Here is an 18,025-nt window from a genome sequence, read left to right on the forward strand (position 1 = left end):
CCGTATGCCACGGGGCTGGCTGCACCCTTCAAGGACTCAGAAGATCCTGAAGTGACTCCTGGGCGGCGTGCAGACTGGTCTGATTCTGCTGAAGCCGCTCGATCCGTGCCGCCAGTTCATCGATCCGCACCTTGATCGAGGCCAGAGTCTTTTCCTGATCATCGACGCTGGCGGCAAGCGTCTCCAGATGCCGGCGGTTGTTCTCAACTTCCTGCAACTGACTCGACAGCTCGGCGTTAGTATTATCTACATCTTCAAAGCGTGCATCATAAGTGCTTTTAAGACCTTCGATAACCGCGTCCAGTGAGTCCAGCGATTGCTGTAGGGAAACAAGGGTTTGCTGGCGCAGCGCATCGGCCTTTTCAAGCTGATTCAACCTAGCTTGCCGGTCATCGTTGTCGAGCTGCTGCTCAAGGCGTTGCTGCAAGGTTTCAAGCTGTGTGCGCTGGGTCTGCTGCTCCCCTCGAACACCGTCGAGGATCTGTTCCAGGTTGGCCGACATCTCCTGACGATCCGCTGCCACCTGCTGCGCTCTATCCGTCAGCGAGGACATCTCTTCAGACCAGCGTTGACGGTCCTGATAATACTGCACGCCCATGGCCACGATGGCTGCGGCAAGTAACAGCAAAAGCACATACAAGGGCCATAATGGTCTCCTGCGTGTACCACGATGAGTGCTGCCATGTCGTGCTTCTGTACGGGTTGAATACGCAGCGTTGCGATCAGCGCCTATGACGGGCTCTTCATGATCTTTTTGCGGCATGAAAGTCTCGAGAAATGTAGCAGACAGAGATACGACCCGCCCTTTTCAGCCAGGTCATGAAACTGCATGCATGCTACGATGCATGGCCTGTGAAAAGCCAGTACAGGCTATCCGATAGACAGGTTGAAACGGCAATACCAGGGGCTCCCTGGTCAGAATGGAACGTTGATCATGCCCCTTGAACTTCCCTCTTTGCCCTATGCAAAGGATGCATTGGCGCCCGTTATTTCTGAACACAGCCTGCGCATGCATCATGAAGGCATTCATGCAGGCTATCTGCAGCGCTTGAACGCACTGCTCGAAAGCGATGGACCTAACGAGCGTTCACTTGAACACATCATGGGTACCGGTCGCGGAGAGGCTCAGGCCTGCGCCTGCCAGGCCTGGAATCATACCTTCTTCTGGCAGTGTCTGACGCCCTGGTATCATCCTCCCGGGCAGGCTCTTGAACATGCATTAACGCAACGCTGGGGAAGTCTTGAGGGCTTTCAGGAGGCTTTCATGGCCAGTGCCATGGCGCACTTCATGGGCGGCTGGACGTGGCTCGTATACACTCCGCAGGGGCGTCTGGATATCCATAATGCAGTCGATGCCGGCTCCCCCCTGCTCAAGGGCCTTACACCGCTATTGGCCGTCGATATGTGGGAGCATGCCTGGTATGTCGATTTCGGCAATAATCGGCGCAAATATCTTCAAAAACTCTGGGGAATGATTAACTGGCCGTTTGTCGAGCAGTGCCTTGAAGATGCCATCGCAACTGCGGAAGGCAGGCGTAATTTGCTACACGCCTGATAATGGCAGTCCTTTTCCTACAAGGGCCATTGATACAAAAACACTTGCTACAGAAGGCGGCGCTGGCCAGATATGCCTGTCAGCATATCAACACCAGCCCGCCTGCTGAGCATCAGCGATCGTCGTCTGCTGTTCTTTCTGCCGGGTTGGCGCTGCGCCCGATACCCCGATAGTAAAACCCGTGCTGCGCCACGAATGACGGATCGTAGATGTTACGACCATCCAGAATCAGCGGGGTTGTCATCAGGGTGGAAAGCCGTCGCCAGTCCGGGTTCCAGTACTCCTTCCACTCCGTGACCAGCAATAGCGCATCAACATTTTCACAGGCTGACTGCGCGGTCCCTGCCAGAGTCAGGAGAGGATGCTGACCATAGTAGTGCTCGATGGCTGGCAGCGCGGCGGGATCATGTAGTTTGACATGTATCCCCTGCGCCCAGAGCGCATCCAGCAGACGAAGTACCGGTGCATGGGCAATGCGAGCAGTACCCGGCTTGAACGCCGCGCCCCAGACAGCCACCGTCCGCCCTTCAAGATTGCCATCATAGTACTGCCAGAGCTTGCGAAAGAGCTCTTCCTGCTTTTGCTCGTTAACCTGCACTACCTGCTCAAGCAGCCCGTTGTGCTGACCTTCACGGGCTCTAATGCTCGACAGGCGATACAGATTACGAGCAAAACTGGGGCCGCCAAAGCCACATCCTGGATAGAGATATTCGCGACCGATGCGGCGATCCGACCCCATCGCCTGACGTACCAGTTCAATATCTACGCCCAGGCTGTCTGCCAGACTGGCCAGCTCATTCATGTAGCTGACACGTGTCGCCAGCATGCCAATGACGGCAAGCTTGGTCAGTTCGGCAGCTCGCCGCGGCATCAGACGGACATTGTTTTCACGTCGATTGAAAGCCCTGAGAAGCTCACCGATCTGGCGGGTGGCCCAGTCGTCTTCGCTGCCCATGATCCAGCTATCAGGACGCGTGAAGGTGGCCATCGCACGGCCCTCTTCGAGCATGTCCGGCAAGGCGACAGCGATCTGGCGCTCCTTGCGAAGCAACGTCTCAAGTACTTCCGTATGACCGATCGGGAAGGTGCTGTTATTGACCAGCACAAAATCGTGCGGTTCGCGTCCCAGTGTCTGCTCGACCCAGTGATCGGCATCATTGCGCTGGTCTGCAGATACAGCCAGCCAGTAGACATTGGCACTGGGCAGCGACTTCGAGCTTTCACACAGGGTCAATGACCCGTTGGCGATGCTTTGCGTCAACTGATGATAAAGGCCCGGCTCATTTCTGATCCAGTCTGTCTCGGCCAGAACGTTCCATGGCTGAGCAGGATGAGGCCACCAGTATACCTGGTGACCAACCATTGAGAGTGCAGCGGCTGCCGTTGCTGCACTCAGTTCGCTTCCATGCACTACCACCTGCATGATTATGCCTCGCTTTGATAGCGCTTCAGCAGCTCGCGGAATCCTTCGCCGTACTTGGGATGACGACGGGCAAACGACAGTGTCGCTTCCAGATAACCGAGCTGATGACCGCAGTCGAAAGTTTCGCCTTCCATACGATAGGCAGCAACATCCTGATTGCTACGCAAGGTATCGATGGCGTCGGTCAGCTGAATTTCGTTACCTGCGCCGGGACGAGTTTCGGCAAGCACCGGGAAGATACTGCCGGGAAGCAGATAACGACCGATGACGGCCAGTGTAGAAGGCTCGGTACCGGCTTCAGGCTTTTCTACCATGCCCGTAATCTTTTCGCTCTTGCCGGCTTCAGGTGTCTCGCCCTCAAGGGCCACGATGCCGTACTTGTAGGCGACTTCTGCCGGGACATTTTGCACCATGATCTGAGCTGCGCCCGTTTGATCATAGGCTTCAATCATGCCACCCAGATCGTTGCGCGTCATGCCTTCATCGTCGACCAGCACATCAGGCAGCAGCACGGCGAAGGGTTCATCGTCTCCGATTACCGGACGAGCGCAGAGGATAGCGTGGCCAAGACCCAGCGCTTCCGGCTGACGGACGCTGATGATGGACACATCATCCGGAATGATATTGTGAAGCTCGTCCAGAAGCTCCTGCTTGCCCTTGGCTTCCAGCTGGCTCTCGAGTTCGAAATGCTTGTCGAAATGGTTCTCGATCGCTGATTTCGAAGAGTGCGTGACCAGCACGATCTCCTTGATACCAGCCTTGACGGCTTCCTGAACGACATACTGGATGACCGGCTTGTCGACAATTGTGATCATCTCCTTGGGAATCGCTTTGGAAGCGGGGAGACAACGGGTACCAAAACCTGCGACAGGCAATACTGCTTTACGAATCATTCCTTTTCCCTTTGCTGGCAAATATAAGAAATATATGGATTTATGGCATGATTGATTCTTGCCATGACAGCATCGTGATCGATAAGCGGCTCGAAATCTTGCTCGAACAGGCGAATTTCGTCACGGTGCTCGATAAGCTGGGTTATAACCACAACAAAATACCGAACCTTGAATGTTATATCCTTGGCAAAATGTTTCTTTTTGTATATCTAGTTCTTTTCATTTTTAAAATTTAAAAAGATAACGGTATAAAAATGGTTTCAAATACACACTTTGGCATGGTCGCTTCAGGCTGGCCATTACTTAACGTGTATCATGATTTAATGGCTTTTCTCGCTCAGACCAGAAGGTATTCTGGTCTGGTCATGATGCGATGAATCATGCAGTCAACCATTCACGGGCAGTCAACACGTCATTGATGAAGCTAATGTGTGTCAGAGCCACACCTGCCAACATAAAGGCTCGGCATGATAGCGCTCCAGCAGCTGAATTTCAGATTGTGCCAAAAGCGTGCTTGGCCAGCTGGCCCTTTACATCTTGTGTCGGTGCCAATAAGCCGTGATGCTGAAACCGTACTGGTTCACGATCCCATCAGACCCTATACAATACAGGCCAGCATAGATACCACCGCCCTACTCTCACAGGAGCTCCTTGATGAGCGAACAATATCATTCCAACGTTGATCCGGATGAAATTGCCAAGTTTGATGATCTGGCCAGTCGCTGGTGGGATCGTGACGGTGAATGCAAACCACTTCACGATATCAACCCACTGCGTCTTGATTATATCGATCAGCGGGCGGGCCTGACGGGCCATCGCGTGATTGATGTTGGCTGTGGCGGGGGCATTCTCAGTGAAGCCATGGCACACCGTGGCGCCGAAGTGACCGGTATTGACCTGGGGGAAGCACCACTCTCCGTTGCCCGCCTCCACCAACAGCAAAGCGGTGTCGAGGTAGATTATCAGTGCATCAGTGCCGAAGACATGGCCGCACAGCAGCCGGGCAGCTTTGATGTCGTGGTCTGCTTTGAAATGCTTGAGCATGTCCCCGACCCGGGCAGCGTCATCAAGGCATGTGCGCGCATGGCCAGACCCGGCGGCCATGTCTTTTTTTCCACGATCAACCGCAACCCCAAATCATGGGCGATGGCCATTGTAGGCGCTGAATACGTCCTGAACCTTCTGCCTCGCGGAACGCACAGCTATCAGCGTTTTATACGTCCCTCCGAACTGGCTCGCTGGGCCCGTCAGGCCGATCTCGACGTGCAGGATATTACAGGCATGATCTATAACCCTGTTACACGGCACTATCGCCTTTCCAACAAGGATCTGGACGTCAACTATTTCATGCATACCCGTGTGGCCCATCAATGACCCTGAAGGCTGATATACCGAAGGCCGTATTGTTTGATCTGGATGGCACTCTGGTCGATACGGCACCCGATCTTGCCCGCGCCACCAACGCCCTTCGAAAGGAGCATGGGCTTGCACCTCTGGCGTATGACGAGATTCGACGTGAGGTCTCTCACGGTGGAAGTGCTCTGGTCACTCTGGCACTGGGGCTGGAAAAGAACGCATCAGGGCACAATGAAGCCCGGACGATGCTGCTCGAGTACTACGGCAAAAATGTCGCCGAAGAGAGCTGTCTTTTTGAAGGATTTTCAGAAGTACTTGATCGCTATCGCAGTACGCAACGGCCTTGGGGGGTCATTACCAACAAGCCACGGGAGTATGCAGTTTCACTGCTTGAAGCACTAAACATAGCGCCGGATGTGCTTTTGTGTGCCGATGATCTTCCGGTCAAAAAACCGGACCCTGCCCCATTGCTTGAGGCTGCAAGGCGTCTGGATATCGCTCCGCAGCACTGCTGGTATATCGGTGATCATCTACGCGATATTCAGGCAGCCAACAATGCCGGCATGACAGCGATTGCAGTGAAGTATGGCTATTTACGTCAGGAGGACGATCCTGACAGCTGGCCTGCCAGTCAATTTTTTGAAACACCTGCAGCGCTTTGCAAGGTGCTGTTACAGCATGATCTGCATGACACCGCGAGCTTCTGAATAGCACCAATCATCAATAAGCAGCGGGCATTTCGTCTTTTACGAACTGCCCGCGAATTCCGATCGACTCTGTTAACTGCTGGTTTTTTGCATGAATTCGCGCGCAAGACCAGCCGCATCGCTATCTGAATGCTCGCTAATGACCTTTTTCAACATGTTCTGGCTTTCAGTACCCTTGCCCTGACGAGCATACACCAGACCCAGCTTGTACATCGCGTCAGGCACCTTGTTGCTTTGAGGATAATCACTGACCACCTTGTCAAACGCCGAAGCTGACTTGTCCAGCTGTGATTTCGCAGAGTAAAGCTCACCCAGCCAGTACCAGGCATTGCCGTTCAAACCTGACTGCGGATAATCACGATTAAAGGCTTCAAAGGCGGAGATGGCCTGATCAAATTCGCGTTTTTGTACATGCGAAAAGGCAGCCTGATAAGCACTCTGGGCATCATTGGAAGAAGACGCTGACCCCCCACCTGCGTTTGATGAGGACTGGCGACTCCCCGACGCAGCCTGTGCTATGGGATCGTTATCCGCCGAGGAGTTACCATTATCACTGGAAGGTGACGCTCCCCCGCTCCCTTCTGAACTGCTCAAGCGCTCTTCCAGATCCAGATAACGCTGCTGGGACAATCTTGTCTGTTGCTCCAGCTGATGACGCAGTTCTTCGATTTGCCCACGAAGCTGATTAATATCCTGTTCCTGGCTTTGCAAACGATTGAATATTTGCAGATTGCCCGAACCGGAATCCGTGGAAGCCTGATTATAAAAAGAGTTTGTTTGTGCGGATGCCCAAACGGACAGCGGGAGCACAAGTGCTCCCGCGCCGCACAGTCGAATAAGACTGTGTTTCATTGCTTACTCCGGGATCAGTAGTCGATAACGACGCGACGATCCTGAGAATAGGCCTGTTCACCGTTGCCGGAAGCAGCGCGACGCTCTTCACCGTAACTGACAACTTCGATCTGCGAGGCAGGCACGCCCTGAATGGTCAGATATTGACGTACGGCATTGGCACGACGCTCGCCAAGGCCCAGGTTGTACTCACGAGTACCACGCGGATCTGTGTGGCCTTCCAGTACGATATTGGTGCTGGAATTACGCTGAAGGTACTGAGCATGCTGGTTCAGCATGGATTCGTACTGCGGACGAATGCTGTCGCTGTCGAAATCGAAGTAAACACGATTTTCACTCGGCATTTGTGCCTGCTGGCCGGCGTTCTGGCCGGTAGCACCAGAGCTGCTGCTCATGCCCTGAGTGGAAGAACCGCTGTTCATGCCAGCATTCTGCTGGTCGCCATCCTGTGTGCCGCCGCCGCTGGAACAACCAGCGACAACTGCCAGAGAGAGTGCGGCCGCCAGAGTCTTGGCGTAGGAAGAAAACTGCATGATGATCTCCTTGCTTTTATAAAGAATGACAACATTCATTCTAGTCGTTTAATCCAAAAACGGCGACCAGGAAGGTTCACGAACCTCACCATTGGGTGCAGGGATTAAGAAAGAAGCCCTGCCATCTGCCGAAACAGCACCGAGCACACCACGTGCTCCCTGCTGAGTGGCATATATCACCATTGTGCCATTGGGCGCAACTGCCGGTGCTTCATCCTGATAAGTATTGGTTAATGTAGTCACACGCCCTGACGACAAATCCTGCCTTGCGACCTGAAAACCGCGGTCGGTTCGAGTGGTCATGAAGATGAATTTATTGTCAGGTCCATAGAGGCCACCCGCATTGTAATTGCCGGTAAACGTCATGCGTTTTGCGTTTCCACCGGAGGCATCCATCTGATAAAGCTGAGGCTGACCACTACGATCGGAGGTAAATAGCAGCGAACGCCCATCAGGACTCCAGTCGGGTTCGGTATTGATGGCACTGGTGTTTGTCAGACGCGTCAGCGAACGAGAGGCGACATCCATCACGTAAATTTCCGGATTGCCATCCTTTGAAAGCGACATGGCAAGCTTGCGACCATCCGGGGACCAGGCCGGGGCACCGTTGATGCCACGAAAGGACGTGAGCTGAACGCGACGGCCACTGGAAAGCTGCTGAACATAAATGGCAGGTCGCCCTGACTCAAAGGAGACATAGGCAAGCTTTTGACCATCCGGAGACCAGGCCGGTGAGAGAATGGGCTGATCGGAAGACAGGATCTGCTGTGGGCGATGGCCATCCTGATCGGCGACATACAGGGCGTAGCTGATATTGGGGTCAACGCCATTGGCGGTCACGTAGGCAATACGCGTCTGAAAAGCGCCACGAATACCGGTAATTTCTTCAAAAATCTGATCGGCAATGTAGTGCGAACGCGAACGCAGCTGATCTTCGCTGGAAGTGACAACCTCTCCCAGTTCACGCCGCTGTCCTGCTATATCATGAAGCTCATAGCTGATCTTGTAGCCGTTACCGGAAGACTCAACGCGTCCTACCACCAGGTAGTTGGCCCTGACACGACGCCAGTCACTGTAATTGATGTTGTCCCCACTGGCGGGACGAGAGATCAGGTCCTGCGGCGCCAGAGGTGCAAACTGACCGCTGTGCTCCAGATCATCGGCAATGATCTTGCCGATATCTTCGGAAGGGCTGACCCCTTCACCTCGAAAAGGCACCACGGCAATTGGAATGGCATTGTCGTTACCACGCGTAATCTCGATGGTGAGATCACCAGCTGCCTGCGCCATCAGGCTGGCCATCATGAGCATCATGAAGCCTGCCAGTGCCATTAGTTTTTTCATCAGCACACACCCTCGGGTTTTAACGATCCTTGGTTCCTGCGGCCTGCCATCGAAGCAGACGCAATATTGACCACGTTTTTACACCACATGGCACAATCCCTGCACCTAGCGCACATCCTCGGGATTAAAGCGCAGGTTGAAGCTTCTGAACTTCTGTCGCGCCTCGGGCGGCAACTGGCTCATTTCAGTAAACGGCGCTGCCCTTTCTACTGCCTGCACCGCTGAACGATCAAATCCAGGATCTCCGCTACTACTGGAAACATTGGCAGAAAGAAGTTCACCGGTCGGTAGAAGCTGCACTCTGACCACGGTCACCAGACCTGGAGCCGCATTGGGCGGGCGTGACCAGCTCTGCTCCACGACGCGACGTACCAGATTCATGAACCCATTTGACGCTTCCTGAGCCTGACGCGCATTGGCAATGGATTCCGCTTCATTGGTAATCTCATCACCGAAGGCATCCTGACTGGCGACAGCTGCAGCCTCTGCGGCACGCTTGCGATCGGCCTCAGCTTTCTTTTTGGCGGCTGCCTCGGCTTCCGCTTTCTTTTTGGCCGCCGCCTCGGCCTCTGCCTTTTTCTTCGCTTCGGCTTCTGCCTTTTGTTTGGCCTCGGCTTCTGCCTTTTGTTTGGCCTCGGCTTCTGCCTTCTTCTTGGCCTCGGCTTCTGCCTTCTTCTTGGCCTCGGCTTCCGCCTTCTGCTTGGCCTCGGCTTCTGCCTTCTGCTTGGCCTCGGCTTCTGCCTTCTGCTTGGCCTCGGCTTCTGCCTTCTGCTTGGCCTCGGCTTCTGCCTTCTGCTTGGCCTCGGCTTCTGCCTTCTGTTTGGCTTCAGCGTCTTCTCGTGCCTGCTGCTCCTGAGCCTGCTGAGCAGCTACCTGCTTCGCCTGTTCGGCGCGGCGCTGGGCGGCTTCCTGCGCCTCGCGAGCCGCCTGCTCTGCCTGACGAGCCTGTTCGGCAGCCTCAGCCTGCTGGCGTGCCGTTTCTTCAGCGGCATCATCCTGAGTGGCCTCCGGCTCGGGCTGCTCCTGTTCCGGCCCCTGCTGAGCGCGCGGCTGTGCCTCGGTGGCCTGCTGGGCCTGATCGGTAACCGTCTCCATTGAAATCAACTCGGCCTGCACGACGGCATTGGAGGTTTCAACGGGCTCACTTTGCGGCCAACGAAAGACAGTCAGCCCGATAATGCCCACGTGCAGCAAAACCGCAAGCACGGTGGGCAACGTATAGCCTACACGGCGATCGTGTCTGGCCATTGTTTCTCCCTACTGCTGGTCGCCAGGCGGTGGATCAGAGATCAGTCCTACATTGGGCACGCCTGCATTTTGCAGAGCCCCCATCAGCGTTACGACCTGACCATAGGAAACATTGCGATCACCGCGCACCATCACGGGTGTACCCGGATTACGGTTGAGTACCGCCATGACCTGATCGCTGATTTCATCAAGTGACTTGCTCTGCTGCTCATCGCCCAGACTGATGTAATAGTCGCCCTCACGATTAACCGTCACCACCAGTGGTTCGTTATCACTCTGCACCGGCTCTGAGCTGATCTGTGGCAGATCGACATCAATGCCCTGGTTGATGGTGGGGGCTGCAATGATGAAAATGACCAGCAGTACCAGCATGACGTCGATAAACGGTACGACGTTCATCTCGCTGGAGAGTTTCTTGCGCCGGTTGCGTCGGTAGGATCCCTGCATGAAACGCTCCTCAGGTGTTCTCGCCAGCGCTGCGATTTTGCAGATTACGATGCAGGAAGGCATGAAACTCTTCAGCAAAGTTCTCCATGCGCACCATCAGCTTGTCAGCCTTGTGCGTCAGGCGGTTGTAGCCGATGTTGGCGGGTATCGCTGCAAAAAGTCCCATGGCCGTGGCGATCAGCGCCTCGGCGATGGCCGGCGCGATGGTGCCCAGCGATACCTGTTGCGCGCCGCCGAGCGCCTGAAAGGTGCCCAGTATTCCCCAGACCGTGCCGAAAAGACCCACATAAACAGCGGACGAGCTGATAATGGCCAGTATCGCCAGATGGGTGGTCAACCGCTCCTCTTCGCGCGATACGGAAACACGCATGGAACGCTCCACGCCTTCGAGTACGGCATTGTGACTGCGTGACTTGGGCAGCAGTCGATTGAACTCACGAAACCCCGAGCGAAAGATATGCGCCGCACCCTGCGGATTATCGGCAGGCACTTCCCGATAAAGCTCGTTGAGATCAACGCCTGACCAGAAGTGTGACTCGAACTCATCGAGTTCCTGCGAGTCACGCTTGAGTGCAAAGGCTCGCTGAAAGATCAGCACCCATGAAAGAACAGATGCCGCCAGTAGTATCAGCATGATCAGCTGAACCACCAGACCAGCGTGGAAAAACAGCGAAATGACCGACATGGAATCGTTCACGAAAAACCCCTTCAAGCGTTCTGGGAATCAAGCGTCATGGCCGAAAGCAGATCTTCGGGCCAACGAGCTGGTTTGTAACGTGTTGCATCGATACAGGCAATATCGACCATACCGCGAAAAAGAAGTTTTCCATTTCGCATGACCTGCTGCTCAAATGCCACGGTGTATGGGCGGGGTGTCTCCGCCCGGGACTCGACCGTCAGCAGATCATCCAGTTGCGCCGGCAGGCGATACTGGCACTCCAGACGTCGAACGACCAGTGCAATATTGCGCGACAGGAGTGAATGCTGATCGAAGCCTCTCGCACGCAGCCATTCGGTACGACCGCGCTCGAGATAATTGAGGTAGTTGGCGTGATAGACGATGCCGCCGGCATCGGTATCCTCGATATAAACGCGTAGATCAAGGGACGTCATGCCGTTCAGGGCTCCGCCGTTGCTGCGCCATCGCCGGGATCCGGGATGTCATCGGTAGGTGAAAGATCAAAGTGCAAATACGCCAGACGCGTCACCATACGACCGCGGGCCGTGCGCAGCATGAAACCCTGCTGAATCAGATAGGGCTCAAGGACATCCTCGATGGTGTCCCGCTCTTCACTAATGGCGGCTGCCAGACTCTCTACGCCGACGGGACCACCGTCGAACTTTTCGATCATGGTCAAAAGCAGTCGTCGGTCCATGTGATCAAGCCCATGGCGATCCACGTGCAGCATGTTGAGCGCCTTGTCTGCCACATCCGCCGTCAGCCGGCCATCGCCACGCACCTGAGCAAAGTCACGAACCCGACGCAGCAGCCGATTGGCGATGCGAGGCGTCCCACGAGCGCGACGGGCAACTTCAATGGCACCGTCTTCATCGGCCTCAAAGCCCATGAGCCGGGCACTGCGATTGACGATATGCGTCAGGTCCCCGATGTTGTAAAACTCGAGTCGCTGCACGATCCCGAAACGATCGCGCAGGGGCGCCGTCAAAAGGCCTGCCCGGGTCGTTGCCCCGACCAGGGTAAACCTTGGTAGATCAAGCTTGATGGAGCGTGCTGCCGGCCCTTCGCCAATCATGATATCGAGCTGAAAATCCTCCATCGCCGGATAGAGCACCTCCTCGACGGCAGAAGAAAGCCTGTGGATCTCATCGATAAAGAGCACGTCACCCGGCTGCAGGTTGGTCAGCATGGCGGCAAGATCGCCGGCCTTTTCAAGCACCGGCCCCGAGGTGGACTTGATATCAACGCCCATCTCGCTGGCGATAATATGAGCCAGCGTGGTCTTGCCCAGCCCCGGAGGCCCGAAGATCAGGGTGTGATCCAGACTGTCTTCACGCTGACGCGCCGCCGTAATGAAGATATCGAGCTGTTCGCGTACCGCTGCCTGTCCGATATAATCATCGAGCATGCGCGGGCGGATGGCGTGATCCACCCGCTCCTCATCAGGGCGCTCGGCGCCTGCAATGAGCCGATCGGATTCAATCATGATGCCCTGCCTTTCCCGCTACGTGTCTCGCTGCCGGTCAGCCGATCGGAAAGCGCCATCTTGATCAATGCCTCGGTGGAGAGTGTGCTATCCAGCCCCGACAGCATTCTGGTGGCCTCGGTGGGCTTGTAGCCCAGGGCAATCAGAGCTGCCTCGGCATCGGCATGATTATCGGCTTCAAGCGGCAGCTCGGTTTCTTCAACCCCCTGCGCCAGCTGCTCGAACTCAGGCCAGTGCTTGAAGCGGTCCCGCATTTCAATGATCAGACGCTCGGCCGTTTTCTTGCCCACGCCCGGCAGTTTGGTCAGCGTTTGGGTGTCATCCTCCATGACACTTTTCATGAACTGCTGTCGCTCCATGCCGGACAGAATGGCCAGTGCCAGACGAGGACCCACCCCTGAAATCCGGATCAATTCGCGAAAGAGTCGACGCTCGGGCTCATCAATGAAGCCATACAGCAGATGAGCATCCTCGCGCACACTCAAATGGGTATAAAGGCGCACTGTCTCGCCCGGCGCCGGCAATGCCAGCAGCGTATTCATGGAAGCTTCAAGCTCGTAGCCGACCCCATGAACATCGATCACGATCAGGGGTGGTTTTTTCTCAAGCAGTTGACCGTGCAGGCGACCTATCATGCGTTGTATATCCAGACAGAAACGGTAAACGAAAAAAGTACATGGCCTTTGAACGCCATCGATATTTAAATACCAAGTCAGGGCCGATAGTTGCGCCAGCTTGATGAACGCGATCTTGTCGAACGGGTTGTTGCCGGCATGGCGATCGCACCGCGACAGGTAAAAAAGTGCGTCAGCGCAATGGCCAGAGCATCAGCGGCGTCTTCCTGAGGCAGCCCTGAAAGCTTGAGCGTCGACTGTACCATATGCTGTACCTGCGTCTTGTCCGCGCCCCCATTACCGGCCACCACCTGCTTGATACGACGAGCGGCATATTCATGAACGTCCAGACCATGATTGGCGGCACAGACAATGGCCGTCCCACGGGCCTGCCCAAGTTTCAGGGCCGAGTCGGCGTTTTTGGACAAAAACACCTGCTCGATGGCCATCTCGCTGGGGGTATACTGAGCAATGACTTCGGCAACGCCGGCATAGACCTGAGCCAGTTTCTGGGCAAGCGTCGGGGCTTCGATTCTGATACAGCCACTGGCGACATAGCGTGGTGTGGCACTCGAAACATCGATAACGCCAAACCCGGTGCGACGAGAGCCCGGATCAATTCCCAAAAGCATCATGAAACGGCTCCCGATGCGCCGACAGTGGTCATGACGCTTCCTCGAGTGCCTCAAGCACATCGGATTCGAAATCGGCATTGGAATAGACGTTTTGTACGTCATCCAGATCCTCGAGTCGATCAAACAGCGCCACGATCCGACGCGCCGTCTCGACATCATCAATACTGGAATAGCTGTCCGGGAACATGCCTACTTCGCTGCGCGTCACTTCCAGATCGGCCTGATCCAGAGCATCGCGCACCGGACCAAATTCTTCGGGCGTGGTCACGATTTCAAGCGTGCCATCCTCTCGGGGCTGAACGTCTTCGGCACCCGCTTCCAGGGTCGCCTCGATCACGCTCTCTTCGGATGTACCGGCGGGCAGCACGATACGCCCCTGCTTGTGAAACAGGAAAGCGACCGAACCGCTGGTGCCCAGGTTGCCACCATGCTTGTTGAAAGCGGTGCGCACCTCCGAGACGGTTCGATTGCGATTGTCGCTCATGCACTCCACCAGAATCGCCACGCCATCCGGTCCATAGCCTTCATAAACCAGCTCCTCCATCGCATCGCTGTCGCTGTTACCGGCGCCGCGAGTGATGGCGCGCTCGATGGTATCGCGCGTCATGTTGTTGGAGAGCGCCTTGTCGACGGCTGCCCTGAGTCGCGGGTTGTCCTCGGGGGCACTGCCACCCTGCCGCGCCGCCACGGTCAGTTCGCGAATCAGGCGCGTAAAGACCTTGCCCTTTTTTGCATCCTGAGCCGCCTTTCGATGCCTGATATTGGCCCATTTGCTGTGTCCGGCCATGGGATCTCTCCTTCAGCCACTCGTCATCACTGATGCAATGACGTCATACAAAAATACGGGTGTGCAAGGCACACCCGTATTAACCCTAACACTCCCGAGCAGCAGCAACAGAAACGTTTCGTTTCAAATTGCCCGCCGATCAGGAGGTTGTGCTGTCAGAGGCCTTCTGGCGCAGGCGAATGTGCAACTCCTTGAGCTGCTCATTATTGACAGTCCCTGGTGCTTCGGTCATCAGACAGGCAGCACTCTGGGTCTTGGGGAAGGCAATCACATCACGAATGGTACGACCGCCAGTCATGAGCATGACCAGACGATCCAGACCGAAGGCCAGCCCGCCGTGCGGCGGTGCGCCGTGCGCCAGACCATCCAGCAGGAAGCCAAACTTCTCGCGGGCTTCCTCGTCACTGATGCCAAGGGCTTCAAACACCTGACGCTGCATCTGCTGATCGTGAATACGGATCGACCCGCCGCCCAGCTCGGTGCCGTTGAGCACCATGTCATAGGCACGGGAAAGCGCGTTTTCCGGGTTCTGCTTGAGGGTTTCCGGATCACAGGCCGGCGCCGTGAACGGATGGTGCAGCGCCGCCAGACGGCCGCTGTCATCGCGCTCGAACATGGGGAAGTCGACCACCCACAGCGGTGCCCAGGGCTGCGTATAAAGGTCGAGGTCACCACCGAGTTTGACGCGCAGTGCGCCAAGCGCTTCATTGACAACCTTCGCGCGATCGGCGCCGAAAAAGAGGATATCGCCGTCTTCAGCACCCACCCGGTCCAGCAGCGTCTCGATCACGCCTTCCATGAACTTGACGATGGGCGACTGAAGCCCCTCGACGCCCTTGGAGCGGTCATTGACCTTGATCCAGGCCAGCCCGCGAGCGCCATAGATGCCAACAAAGTTGGTGTACTCGTCGATTTCCTTGCGAGTGAGCTTCGCGCCACCCGGCACCTTCAAAACGGCAACACGGCCGTCATCGGCATTGGCCGGGCCCGAGAAGACCTTGAAGTCGACATCCTTCATCAGATCGTCAACGTCGACAAACTCCAGCGGAATGCGCAGATCCGGCTTGTCGGAACCGTAGCGGCGCATGGCGTCATGCCATGTCATGCGCGGGAACTGCGGCAGCGATACATCCAGCACTTCCGCGAAAAGACGACGGATCATCTCTTCGGTAATGCCCATGACATCGTCTTCCTCAACAAAGGAAGCTTCGATATCAATCTGGGTGAACTCCGGCTGACGATCGGCGCGCAGATCCTCATCACGGAAGCATTTGGCGATCTGATAATAACGATCGAACCCGGCCACCATCAGCAGCTGTTTGAAAAGCTGCGGAGACTGCGGCAGCGCAAAGAACTCGCCGGCATGAGTACGGCTGGGCACGAGGTAGTCGCGCGCCCCTTCGGGGGTAGCACGGGTCAGAATGGGCGTTTCGATGTCCAGAAAGCCGTTATCTTCAAGGTAGGCACGAACACTGTGTGTGATGCGCGAGCGCAGACGCAGACGATCGATCATTTCCGGGCGCCGCAGATCGATATAGCGATACTTGAGACGCACGTCTTCACCCACCTTGCCATGCTCGTCGAGCTGGAAAGGCGGCGTCACGGCAGTGTTGAGCACCTCAACCTGTGTGGCGAGAACCTCGATCAGACCGGTCGGCATATTGGCGTTCTGGGTGCCCTCCGGACGCATGCGAATACGACCGGTAATACGCAGTACATACTCACTGCGGGCTCGATCTGCATTGGCAAAGGCATCCGGCGTATCCGGATCAACCACAACCTGTGCAACGCCATCACGATCACGCATGTCGAGGAAAATCACCCCACCATGATCGCGGCGGCGGTGAACCCAACCGCAGAGTGTGACTTCCTGGTCGACAAGGCTTTCGTTTAGCTGGCCGCAATAATGACTGCGCATCTTTAATCCTGTGTTGTAACGCTTGGTGTAATGCCTGAGCTGTTTTAATGCCGGACGCACGTTAATGCATCCGGCATGGGGTGACCCCTGCGGAGACGTCAGCTGTCGGACGTACCGCCCTTGTCGGATTTGCTGTCACCGGCAAGGTTACGACGACCGGAGCTTTTGAAATCGGTCTCGTACCATCCTCCTCCGGAAAGCCTGAAACCTGCTGCCGAAATCAGACGCTCTAGGGCGTCTTCATGACAGGAAGGACATTCCACCAGAGGAGCAGCCTCAATTTTTTGAATCTTTTCGAGACGCGTACCGCAGGCGCGGCACTGATATTCATAAATCGGCATGGCCTTTCATACCCGATATTGGATGTTACTGCAGGCGCGCTCAAAGCGACCTGCGCCTGTCGGGAATTTTGTCCATCGGATGGCAGACATTATTCCCGATGTATTATTGACGCATCAGCCGGCTGACACGACGATACAACCCTGCACAAGATGGGCATTATAGCGCGGCAGACATCATGATGGGCAAGGAGTGCACAACCATGAAGGCAGTAATTCTCGACAGCGATACACTGGGAAGCGACATTGATCTCTCTCCCATTTCCAGCCTGATCGATCGGTTCGACTGCTGGGGCGCCACGCCTCATGATGAGGTAGCGACACGTCTTGAAGGCGCCACCATTGCCATTACCAACAAGGTCGTCATTAACGATGAGATCATGGCGGCGTTACCCGACCTTGAAATGATCGCTGTCACGGCCACCGGCACCAACAATATCGACATGCAGAGCGCCAACGAGCGCGGCATCAGCGTGGCCAACGTCAGCGGCTATGGCACACAAAGCGTGGCGCAGCATACGCTCATGATCATGCTGGCACTGGCGACCCGCCTGCCGCATTACCAGCGTGACGTTGCCGCCCATCACTGGGAAAGCGCTGCATCCTTCTGTTTGCAGAATCATCTCACCATGCAGCTGGCCGACAAGCACCTGGTACTGGTGGGTAGCGGTGAGCTCGGCCAGGCCGTGGCGCAACTGGCCAGAGCCTTTGGCATGCAGGTGAGCTTCAGCGCGCGACCCAATGCAGAGCAGGATGATCGACCAACCCTTGAAGCATTACTGCCGCAGGCCGATGTTATTTCCCTGCACTGCCCCCTGACGCCCGATACGCATCATCTCATCGGCGAGAAGCAATTAAAGCTGATGAAATCTCATGCTCTGCTGATCAACTGCGGACGCGGTGGCCTGATTGATGAGCACCGGGCACTGGAAGCACTCAGAAGACAGGAGCTGGGCGGGCTGGGTGTTGATGTCCTGCCGGTGGAGCCACCCCGGGAAGGTCATGCCCTGATCGATGCGCTGACGCAGGAGGCGCTTAATCTGATCGTGACGCCCCATAATGCCTGGGTATCGCCTGAAGCGCGGCAAAATATCGTGAACCTGACGGCCGATAATATTCGTAACTTTCTAAAGACCTGACAAAAATATCGACTTCTGTAAGCTTATTTGAAGATAACGGTATAAATATAGGAGATTACGTTCTCTTACCC

Annotated in this window: 20 protein-coding genes; 4 read left to right on the plus strand and 16 right to left on the minus strand. The window is 55.8% G+C overall.

Translation table 11 applies throughout. The annotated features are described in order from the left end of the window. Nucleotides 1-28: 28 nt before the first annotated feature. Entirely contained in the window at nt 29-640 is a 612-nt protein-coding gene (locus tag C8D72_RS04465; protein WP_115853157.1) for a hypothetical protein, read from the minus strand. A gap of 294 nt (nt 641-934) precedes the next feature. On the opposite strand from C8D72_RS04465, the gene C8D72_RS04470 reads away from it, so the two are divergent. After that, nucleotides 935-1,555 carry a superoxide dismutase gene (locus C8D72_RS04470; RefSeq protein ID WP_115853158.1) on the plus strand — a complete coding sequence of 207 codons (621 nt, stop codon included), beginning with the start codon at nt 935-937 and terminating at the stop codon, nt 1,553-1,555. Between the two features lie 112 nt (nt 1,556-1,667). Here C8D72_RS04470 and C8D72_RS04475 read toward each other — a convergent pair whose 3' ends face one another. Both C8D72_RS04475 and galU read right to left on the minus strand, forming a co-directional pair. Then, complete coding sequence (locus tag C8D72_RS04475) at nt 1,668-2,978, minus strand: nucleotide sugar dehydrogenase (protein ID WP_115853159.1); 1,311 nt, start codon at nt 2,976-2,978, stop codon at nt 1,668-1,670. A gap of 2 nt (nt 2,979-2,980) precedes the next feature. Continuing rightward, nucleotides 2,981-3,871 (minus strand): UTP--glucose-1-phosphate uridylyltransferase GalU, encoded by an 891-nt coding sequence (galU, locus tag C8D72_RS04480; RefSeq protein ID WP_115853160.1) that lies wholly within the window; start codon nt 3,869-3,871, stop codon nt 2,981-2,983. A 654-nt stretch (nt 3,872-4,525) separates the two neighbouring features. Here galU and ubiG point away from each other — a divergent pair. Next, nucleotides 4,526-5,245 carry a bifunctional 2-polyprenyl-6-hydroxyphenol methylase/3-demethylubiquinol 3-O-methyltransferase UbiG gene (gene ubiG / locus C8D72_RS04490; protein WP_115853162.1) on the plus strand — a complete coding sequence of 240 codons (720 nt, stop codon included), beginning with the start codon at nt 4,526-4,528 and terminating at the stop codon, nt 5,243-5,245. After that, nucleotides 5,242-5,934 carry an HAD-IA family hydrolase gene (locus C8D72_RS04495; protein WP_115853163.1) on the plus strand — a complete coding sequence of 231 codons (693 nt, stop codon included), beginning with the start codon at nt 5,242-5,244 and terminating at the stop codon, nt 5,932-5,934. The genes ubiG and C8D72_RS04495 overlap by 4 nt, the downstream gene beginning before the upstream one ends. Nucleotides 5,935-6,006: 72 nt before the next feature. Here C8D72_RS04495 and ybgF read toward each other — a convergent pair whose 3' ends face one another. The 13 genes from ybgF to C8D72_RS04560 form a co-directional block, all read right to left on the minus strand. After that, nucleotides 6,007-6,786 (minus strand): tol-pal system protein YbgF, encoded by a 780-nt coding sequence (gene ybgF, locus C8D72_RS04500; RefSeq protein ID WP_115853164.1) that lies wholly within the window; start codon nt 6,784-6,786, stop codon nt 6,007-6,009. A gap of 14 nt (nt 6,787-6,800) precedes the next feature. Further along, nucleotides 6,801-7,319 carry a peptidoglycan-associated lipoprotein Pal gene (gene pal, locus C8D72_RS04505; protein WP_115853621.1) on the minus strand — a complete coding sequence of 173 codons (519 nt, stop codon included), beginning with the start codon at nt 7,317-7,319 and terminating at the stop codon, nt 6,801-6,803. Nucleotides 7,320-7,367: 48 nt separating this feature from the next. Continuing rightward, nucleotides 7,368-8,663: a Tol-Pal system beta propeller repeat protein TolB gene (gene tolB, locus C8D72_RS04510; RefSeq protein WP_115853165.1), complete on the minus strand. Its 1,296-nt coding sequence runs from the start codon at nt 8,661-8,663 to the stop codon at nt 7,368-7,370. 105 nt (nt 8,664-8,768) lie between these two features. After that, the gene (gene tolA, locus C8D72_RS04515) at nt 8,769-9,911 is read right to left on the minus strand and encodes a cell envelope integrity protein TolA (protein ID WP_115853166.1); all 1,143 of its coding nucleotides are present in this window, start codon (nt 9,909-9,911) and stop codon (nt 8,769-8,771) included. 9 nt (nt 9,912-9,920) lie between these two features. Then, the gene (tolR, locus tag C8D72_RS04520; RefSeq protein ID WP_115853167.1) at nt 9,921-10,358 is read right to left on the minus strand and encodes a protein TolR; all 438 of its coding nucleotides are present in this window, start codon (nt 10,356-10,358) and stop codon (nt 9,921-9,923) included. A 10-nt stretch (nt 10,359-10,368) separates the two neighbouring features. Continuing rightward, on the minus strand, nt 10,369-11,055 hold the full coding sequence (gene tolQ, locus C8D72_RS04525) for a protein TolQ (RefSeq protein ID WP_115853622.1): 687 nt from the start codon (nt 11,053-11,055) through the stop codon (nt 10,369-10,371). Nucleotides 11,056-11,066: 11 nt separating this feature from the next. Continuing rightward, the gene (ybgC, locus tag C8D72_RS04530) at nt 11,067-11,471 is read right to left on the minus strand and encodes a tol-pal system-associated acyl-CoA thioesterase (protein ID WP_115853168.1); all 405 of its coding nucleotides are present in this window, start codon (nt 11,469-11,471) and stop codon (nt 11,067-11,069) included. Between the two features lie 5 nt (nt 11,472-11,476). After that, on the minus strand, nt 11,477-12,523 hold the full coding sequence (gene ruvB, locus C8D72_RS04535) for a Holliday junction branch migration DNA helicase RuvB (RefSeq protein ID WP_115853169.1): 1,047 nt from the start codon (nt 12,521-12,523) through the stop codon (nt 11,477-11,479). Further along, a complete protein-coding gene (gene ruvA / locus C8D72_RS04540) occupies nt 12,520-13,158 on the minus strand; it encodes a Holliday junction branch migration protein RuvA (RefSeq protein ID WP_115853170.1) in 639 nt (212 codons plus the stop codon). The genes ruvB and ruvA overlap by 4 nt, the downstream gene beginning before the upstream one ends. 77 nt (nt 13,159-13,235) lie before the next feature. Further along, entirely contained in the window at nt 13,236-13,772 is a 537-nt protein-coding gene (gene ruvC, locus C8D72_RS04545; RefSeq protein WP_115853171.1) for a crossover junction endodeoxyribonuclease RuvC, read from the minus strand. Nucleotides 13,773-13,800: 28 nt separating this feature from the next. Further along, the gene (locus C8D72_RS04550) at nt 13,801-14,559 is read right to left on the minus strand and encodes a YebC/PmpR family DNA-binding transcriptional regulator (RefSeq protein WP_115853172.1); all 759 of its coding nucleotides are present in this window, start codon (nt 14,557-14,559) and stop codon (nt 13,801-13,803) included. A 139-nt stretch (nt 14,560-14,698) separates the two neighbouring features. After that, complete coding sequence (aspS, locus tag C8D72_RS04555) at nt 14,699-16,477, minus strand: aspartate--tRNA ligase (RefSeq protein ID WP_115853173.1); 1,779 nt, start codon at nt 16,475-16,477, stop codon at nt 14,699-14,701. Nucleotides 16,478-16,575: 98 nt separating this feature from the next. After that, nucleotides 16,576-16,818 (minus strand): FmdB family zinc ribbon protein, encoded by a 243-nt coding sequence (locus tag C8D72_RS04560; RefSeq protein ID WP_115853174.1) that lies wholly within the window; start codon nt 16,816-16,818, stop codon nt 16,576-16,578. Between the two features lie 200 nt (nt 16,819-17,018). Here C8D72_RS04560 and C8D72_RS04565 point away from each other — a divergent pair, with 200 nt between their 5' ends. Continuing rightward, the gene (locus C8D72_RS04565; protein ID WP_115853175.1) at nt 17,019-17,954 is read left to right on the plus strand and encodes a D-2-hydroxyacid dehydrogenase; all 936 of its coding nucleotides are present in this window, start codon (nt 17,019-17,021) and stop codon (nt 17,952-17,954) included. Nucleotides 17,955-18,025 lie beyond the last annotated feature (71 nt).

This window comes from Kushneria indalinina DSM 14324 (assembly GCF_003385845.1).
Taxonomy (GTDB): Bacteria; Pseudomonadota; Gammaproteobacteria; order Pseudomonadales; family Halomonadaceae; genus Kushneria; species Kushneria indalinina.